5 protein-coding genes are annotated in these 6,957 nt (G+C 67.1%); 4 read left to right on the top strand and 1 reads right to left on the bottom strand.

Going from position 1 to position 6,957, the window contains the following annotated elements; translation table 11 throughout:
- The first annotated feature begins 109 nt into the window (after window positions 1-109).
- Complete coding sequence (locus AB0M20_RS19715) at window positions 110-910, top strand: hypothetical protein (RefSeq protein ID WP_364300036.1); 801 nt, start codon at window positions 110-112, stop codon at window positions 908-910.
- Window positions 911-914: 4 nt separating this feature from the next.
- The gene (locus tag AB0M20_RS19710; RefSeq protein ID WP_364300034.1) at window positions 915-1,361 is read left to right on the top strand and encodes a hypothetical protein; all 447 of its coding nucleotides are present in this window, start codon (window positions 915-917) and stop codon (window positions 1,359-1,361) included.
- 706 nt (window positions 1,362-2,067) lie between these two features.
- Here the strand turns inward: AB0M20_RS19710 and AB0M20_RS19705 are convergent.
- Window positions 2,068-4,236 carry a serine/threonine-protein kinase gene (locus tag AB0M20_RS19705; protein ID WP_364300032.1) on the bottom strand — a complete coding sequence of 723 codons (2,169 nt, stop codon included), beginning with the start codon at window positions 4,234-4,236 and terminating at the stop codon, window positions 2,068-2,070.
- Between the two features lie 595 nt (window positions 4,237-4,831).
- Here AB0M20_RS19705 and AB0M20_RS19700 point away from each other — a divergent pair.
- Together AB0M20_RS19700 and AB0M20_RS19695 are read left to right on the top strand one after the other, a co-directional pair.
- Window positions 4,832-5,338 (top strand): hypothetical protein, encoded by a 507-nt coding sequence (locus AB0M20_RS19700; RefSeq protein WP_364300030.1) that lies wholly within the window; start codon window positions 4,832-4,834, stop codon window positions 5,336-5,338.
- A 55-nt stretch (window positions 5,339-5,393) separates the two neighbouring features.
- Complete coding sequence (locus AB0M20_RS19695) at window positions 5,394-6,902, top strand: vanadium-dependent haloperoxidase (protein WP_364300028.1); 1,509 nt, start codon at window positions 5,394-5,396, stop codon at window positions 6,900-6,902.
- The last annotated feature ends 55 nt before the right edge of the window (window positions 6,903-6,957 follow it).

The raw sequence follows: 6,957 nt of genomic DNA, 5'->3' as shown, positions 1-6,957 counted from the left end.
GGCCGCTGCGTCGAGCGGCCGACGCTGCCGCTCCGTGGTCTGACCGCGACATAATGACTGGGTCGGCCGGCCTCGCCGCGCGACGAGGTAGGCGAAGGGCGGTGAATCGGTGATGGCCGAGGACGTTCGGGAGATCAAGCCGCCGGAGCCGCCGCCGGAGCCTGCGGAGGTGCCGAAGCCCACTGAGCTGTCGAATCGCTCCGGGGCCAAGGCCCACGGCCAGCCGCTGGAGTCCCAGCTGTCGGCTCACCAGGACGCGCACGACGCGGCCCAGTCCGAGTACGCGAAGGCGTTGGATGTAGGCATTCAGCCGGGCGGCGGTCCGCCGAGTGAGTACAACGGGCCGGAGCGGAGGCTGCATGACGCCCAACATCTCGATCCGGCCCATGACCTCCGCCGCCAAACTCCCCGCCCTGGGGACCAAGATTTCGATCCGGGCAAGCACCGCGGTGAGCTGCACGACGCCTTCCGGGCGGGGGTCCATGACCCCGACCGCCTGTTCAACGTGACAGAACATCGCATCGCGGACCGGCTCGCCGAAGACGGCGCCAGTGTCCACCCCCGGGAACGCGATGACACCGTGCCTGGCAAGAAGAACCCCGACGCGATGGTCCGGAACTCGCCCGATGACGTCGGCACGATCACCGAGTTCAAGACCCTCAAAAGCGCCGACAGCAGCGCGGTCCGGCGCAACATCCTCGACGCGGCCGAGCAGGTTGATCAGTACGGCGGCGGCAATGTCGTCATCGACGGCCGGGGCGTGAACCTGACCGATGAGAGCGCAGGCCGTGGGTATGCTCGCGCAGTCGGCCAGGCGAAGCAAATGGACCTGCCGATGCCGGAACGGGTCGAGATCATCATGGGTGACGGTTCGATCAAGGTGTTCCCGGAGGAACGAGCCTATGTCTAATTCAATGCACATCTTTTTGAGTACCGGTCTGGGGCCGAGCGAGGCCGCTCGGCAGCTGGCGACCGCCTTCAGCGTCGAGCCGGTCGAGCGCGACGGCAATGTGTACGTCGCCCTTCGGCGCGACGACGCCGAGGTGGGTGGCGAGGTCAAGCGAAACATCTTCGGCGCTCCGCCGGACCCCGAGCCGGATGAGGTCTCCGCGCTCGACGGTTACGACGTCGTGTGGGAGATCCGTCGCATCCCTGCCGACGAAGACGCCCGCGCGGCGGCCGCGCGCCAACTCTTCGACGAAATCATCGAGCGGCTCCCGTGGCCGGCCCTGCTGGTGGACAGCCTTAGCACGCTGGTGGCGGCATGGCATCCCAACGTAGGCCGGACCGATTTCCCGGCTGGCACCACGCCTGACGCCACCGACCAGGAGCTTTGGCAGAGCTACGCAGTTTCGGCGTGAAGCGGGTAGGAATCAGTCCCAGGTCCGAACGCCCACCCATCCCAGGAACCGGTCGATCAAGTCTGGCGGCATCTTTGCGCCGCTCACTCGGGACGCAAGCCAACCATGGTGGACACATGAACATGGAAGGGTCCTGTGGGACGCCGCACAATGAGTTCAAGAGGCCATCGTCCCAGCACGTCGCGCTGCTGACTTCGCATTCAGAACAATAGGAAACCGTTGCGCTATCCCCTGAGCTACGAGGGCGTACGGCCATATCCTACCGACCAGCGGAAACACACGAGTGCCCGGGCGTGCCGAGTCCTCCTGACCTTCCCAGACGCCCTCCCGGGATCGATCCCACCGCAGGTGAGGGATTGCCCCGAGCATTATTTCGGTCATATGCGAGTCACGTAACGAGGCCGCTGGCGTGAGCGGAGGATCAGTAGATCAACCCACCTCGGCGTACGGTGAACGCGTGTCCGCAGGGCTCGAGCATGCACCATGCCGTAGCCGCGTACACCGTGCTCGCAGCGCTCACGATCTGACGAGATGGCGTACCCACGACCGCCCTGACCGGCTGGTCGCATACGGCGCACATCGCATCCTCGACCGTGAGCTCGATCGGCATGGCGGTTACATCCATTCCGTGGTCCTTGTCGCGTCATGGCACGCCGGCTCGGGTGCCGTCGATCGGGTCAGATGGTCCAAGCGTTGCCCAGCATTTCTAGGCGGCCCGGAAACTGCTCGCGATAACACCCAACTTCGGTAGGTTCGCCGCCCACTTGTCTGCCGGTGTCCGCCACTGGACGAGATAGCCGCCGGTCGGTGTCACGAACGCGCGCTCTAGACCGTGCAAGCGACCCATCTTCGGGTCGGTGAAGGTGTACTCCCACACGGCGCCCTGCCCTCCCGGGAGGTTCTCCACACTGATTTCCCGGTAGCCGGGCAGCTTCGCCAGTGCCGCCTCGCGGGTGAGGGCGACGGCCAGGTTCTCGTTCGACGGTGCCCAGGTGCGTACGCCGACCAGCGGCGGCCCGCCCGGGGCGCAGAACACGACGCTCGTCGCCGTTTCCTTGACCTTCGCCCACTTCGCCGGAGCGGCGAGCTGGAAGCCGCCGGTCCCGCTCTGGTAGGCGACGAAGCCGGACGGCGTGACCGTCTGGTTCACGGCGGCGGGCGGCGGCGCGGGGCGGAAGCTGTTGACGACGACGTTCAGCGCGCTCTGGTGCTTGGCCCATTCACCGGCCGGTGTGCGCCACTGGATGAGGTACGCACGCCCACCGACCAGCACGGCGCGCTCGAGTCCGTGCAGTGCACCCATCTTCGGATCAGTGAACGTGTACTCCCACTCCGCGCTGTCCTGTTGCGGCGAGACCACCATCCGCTCGCGCTTGTAGCGAGGTAGCGCGGCTGCTGTCTCCTCGCGTCGGAGCGCGGCGGTCAGGTCGGGGTCGGAGCGAGTCCATTCACGGACGGCGACCACTGGAGGGCCGCCGGGCGCGCAGAGCGTGACGCTCGTACGGGACTCCTGGACCTTGACCCAGGTCTTCGGCCACGCGACATGGAAGCCGCTCCTCGAGTCGTACCACTTGAATGCCGAAGGCAACACGGTGGACACCGGCGCCGGGGTGGCGGCCGACGTAGGGGCCGGGGCAGACGACGCCGCAGGAGTGGGGTTTGCGGTGGCGGCGACCGCGGTGCGGTCGCCGTCGCTGTCGCCGTCTCTGTCGGACCATGGCAGGGAACCGCCGTTGGCAGCGAATGCAGCTGTTCCGACCACGAGCGTCGCTGCCGTTGCCACTCCGACGACCAACTGGGCGACCGGCCGGCGGCGCGGCGGCTCGACCGGCGCTGGGCGCTGGATCGGCGCTGGAACGGCGGCCGGTGCCGCGGAGCGGGAGTCAGTCGACGTTCCCGGGACTTCCGGGCCGGCCGCCAAGGCGATGGGTGCGACGTTGACGAGGTCGACGTTCCCCGGAATCTCGCGGGCCATGGGTGGGGGTGTGGGTGCGGGTGGTGCCGCCTGCCCGCGAGCGGGTGGCGACGGCACATTGTGCAGTCGTACGGCGTTCTGCACGTCGGCGATCCGCCGCAGCCGCTCCTCCACCTCGTCCAACCGCATCCGGGACCGGGGATTTTTCTGTAACAGCCCATTCAGTACCGGCTTGAGCGCCCCGGCTCGATGGGTCGGATCCGGCTTCTCGGTGGCGAGTGCGACCAGCACCGCCATGGTGGTCTCACGCGTGTACGGCGCGCGCCCTTCGACCGCCTCGTAGAGGGTGGCGCCGAGCGACCACAGATCGGATTCCAGTGTCGACACGCCGTTCGCGGCGCGCTCGGGTGCGATGTACCGGGGAGAACCGAGGATCAGGCCGGTCTGGGTCAGCGCACCCTCGCCCTCGTCGATCAACGCGGACCCGAAGTCGGTCAGCAGGACGCGGCCGTCGTCCGCGACCAGCACGTTGCTCGGCTTGATGTCACGGTGCACCACGCCGACCCGCTGCGCCGCGTCGAGCGCGGAGAGGACGGCCAGGCCGATACCGGCCACCTCGGCGGGCGGCAACGGTCCGTTCTCCTTGATCACCTGCAGCAGGGACCGCGCCGGCACGTACTCCATGACAATCCACGGCCGTTCGTCACCGTGTTGCACGTCGTAGATGCGCACCACATTGGGGTGGTTCAGGCGAGCCGCGGCGCGCGCCTCCCGCAGGGTCCGGGCGCGCATCTCCTCCCGCTCCTCGTCGGTCAGACCGAACGGCAGCGCGATTTCCTTGATGGCCACGTCGCGCCGCAACACCTCGTCGCGGGCCAACCACACCCGTCCCATGCCACCTTTACCCAGGCATGGGCCGACGCGGTACCTGCCGGCGACCAGCGTCTCCGTAGCGGACATAGCCCCAACCTCTCAGCATCGGACGATCCGATGTAGGCGAGCCGCACAATAACCATTCACTGCGATCAGCAACAATGCGGTACGGGCAGTCATTCGCCAGTCGATCTTCACGCGCACCTCAGAATGAATGCCATGGTAGGCCCTGGCACGCGCACCTGCATCTATCTGCACGGCCGACCCAAGATAGCTGATCATCCATGTCGGTTCTAGTCAGGACATATCGATGCAGTTGCACTCGTGTTTGCTACAGCCGTGCTGCTGGAGGATGTGACGGACGTCCTGGCAGGACTTTTGCCCGCCGTCATGGTCATCTTTTGTCCACTTTATTCGGTCTGGCCCGCGCGCTGACTTAAGCGAACTTTATGTTTTCGCTGCCATGGATTGTCGTCGACCGAACCCTGCGCTAAGTTGCTTGCTGCCATTCAACTATGTGATCAAGATCTTCGAGATTTAACCTGCATGACGCATTCAAGGCCGTGTTTGAGTGTCTGGTCGGGCGGGGGCCGCACCTGCTGCTCCGACCCACTCGTACCCACCGGTGCGTGCATGATTTCCGGTTCGACTGCCGCGCCCGCCTCGAAAGGCACCTGACTCCATGCGCAAAATCACCTTCGCGTCTCTCGCCATGACGTTCCTGCTGCTCAGCGGCGTGACGGCGGCGAACGCGCTGGCCAAGCCGGTCGGGCCGGCCCCGGTCCAGTTCGCGGTGGACGGAACGTTCAGCAGCGGGCCCGGCGTGCCGGGGACCCCCTTCCAGGGCACCGTAACGGTGGCGAGGTTCGTCGAGCAGGACGGGCAGCTCGCGGTGCACGGCACGCTGGCCGGCACAGAAACCTCTGTCGACGCCCTTGCGGTCACCGTCATCGCCAACGCCACGGCATCCGATGACACCGGGTCGGGATGCACGGTGCAGATCGACACCGTCAGCGCCTTCATCGACGCCGGCGTCATCATCTTCCTGACCGGCGCAGGGTTCACGCTCAGCGAGACCAACGAACCTGACTCCGCTCGCGAGTTGTGCCGCGTCGTCCAGACAGCGGCCAAGGACTCATCCGACCAGAGCGCGTTGGCCAGAGCCCTGAACAGGCTTCTCAGAGCCTGAGTCGGCGTTCCGGCCCAGCGCCGCCATCCTCGTGCTGTTCCCCGAAAGGTCTCCCGTGTCGATCCGCAAACCCGCCCGCAGAGCCGTACTGATCGGGGGGTTCTCGCTTCTGGTCGTCGCCCTGGCCGGCCCGCTGACCACGGCTTCGGTCCTCGCCGGGGCGAACCCGCCCAAGCCGAAGCCGGTCAAGCCGATCGGCCCGGGAGCCTTCCACCCGCTCGACGCGTTCGGCTCGTCCATCAACGACAATGTCGTGCTCAAGTGGAACGACCAGGCTCTGGCCGCCATCCGGACGGTCTTCCCCGCGCCACCGGTCAGCGCGCGGGCGCTGGCGGTCATGAACACCAGCATCTACGACGCCTGGACCGCCTACGACGCCACTGCGGTGCCCACCCGGCGGACCGGCTGGACCCGGCGCCCCGCCGACGAACGCACGCCCGAGCGCAAGAGCATGGCGATCAGCTACGCCGCCCACCGGGCGCTCAGCGACCTCTTCCCGTCGCTCGAGGCGACGTTCACCTCCTTCCGCAACAATCTCGGCTACGTCGACCCGCCCACCGGGCAGTCCGACGATCCGGCCACCATCGGCACGGCTGCGGCCGACGCGGTCATCGCGGCGCGCCGCAACGACGGCGCCAACCAGGCCGGCAATGCCCCGGGCAGCGTCACCGGCCAGCCCTATTCCGACTACACCGGGTACACACCGACCAACCCGCCGAGCGCGTTGTCCTGGCGGCCGCTACCCGGTCAATCCTTCATCGTGCCGCACTGGAATCGGGTGACTCCGTTCGCGTTGACCTCGGCCGGCCAGTTCGCGCCACCGGGACCGACGTTGAAGAAGAGTGACGGATCGTACGACAAGGCCGTCGACGAAATCATCAAGTTCAGCGCCAAACTGGACGACGGCACCAAGATCCGGGCCGAGTACTGGTCGGACGGGCCGAAGACCGAGCAGCCGCCGGGCCACTGGATACTGTTCACCGGCGCCACTTCGCGGAGGCTCGGTCACACCATCGACCAGGACGCAAAGCTGCATTTCGCGGTGAGCAACGCCCTGCTCGACGCCGGCATCACCGCCTGGAACGCCAAACGCTCCCATGACTTCATCCGCCCGGTCACTGCCGTCCGCCTCACCAAGGCCGGCACGACGATCAAGGCCTGGGCCGGTCCGAACCAGGGCACCCAGACGATCCCCGCGGAACAGTTCGTCTCGTACATCGCCACCCCGCCGCACCCGGACTACGTCTCCGGGCACAGCACCTTCAGTGGCGCCGCCGCCCGGGTCCTGCGGTTGTTCACCGGCAGCAACACGTTGCAGATGTCGGCCACCATCGCCAAGGGCAAGTCGGTCGTCGAACCCGGATCGGTCCCCGCCGCAGCGGTAACCATGTCCTGGTCGACGTACACGGACGCGGCCGACGAAGCCGGCCTGTCCCGGTTGCTCGGCGGCATCCACTTCCGCGACGCCAACCGCGATGGACTCACCCTCGGCAACTCCGTGGGGTCCAACACCTGGAGCAAGGCGCAGACCTACTTCACCGGTACGGCACCCGCGGGGAACTGACGACCACGCGCGCCGGCGTCGCGCCGGCAGTACCGACTAAGCAGCACCCGATCGC

The sequence above is a fragment of the Actinoplanes sp. NPDC051633 genome (assembly GCF_040681735.1).
Lineage (GTDB): Bacteria > Actinomycetota > Actinomycetes > Mycobacteriales > Micromonosporaceae > Actinoplanes.
The sequence above is the reverse complement of the archived record's forward strand: the minus strand, read 5'-3'. Positions and strand labels throughout refer to the sequence as shown.

Coding starts and splice junctions, on each gene's coding strand:
- AB0M20_RS19700 (WP_364300030.1), top strand. CDS start 4,832: ATGCGCAAAATCACCTTCGCGTCTCTCGCCATGACGTTCCTGCTGCTC.
- AB0M20_RS19705 (WP_364300032.1), bottom strand. CDS start 4,236: ATGTCCGCTACGGAGACGCTGGTCGCCGGCAGGTACCGCGTCGGCCCA.
- AB0M20_RS19710 (WP_364300034.1), top strand. CDS start 915: ATGCACATCTTTTTGAGTACCGGTCTGGGGCCGAGCGAGGCCGCTCGG.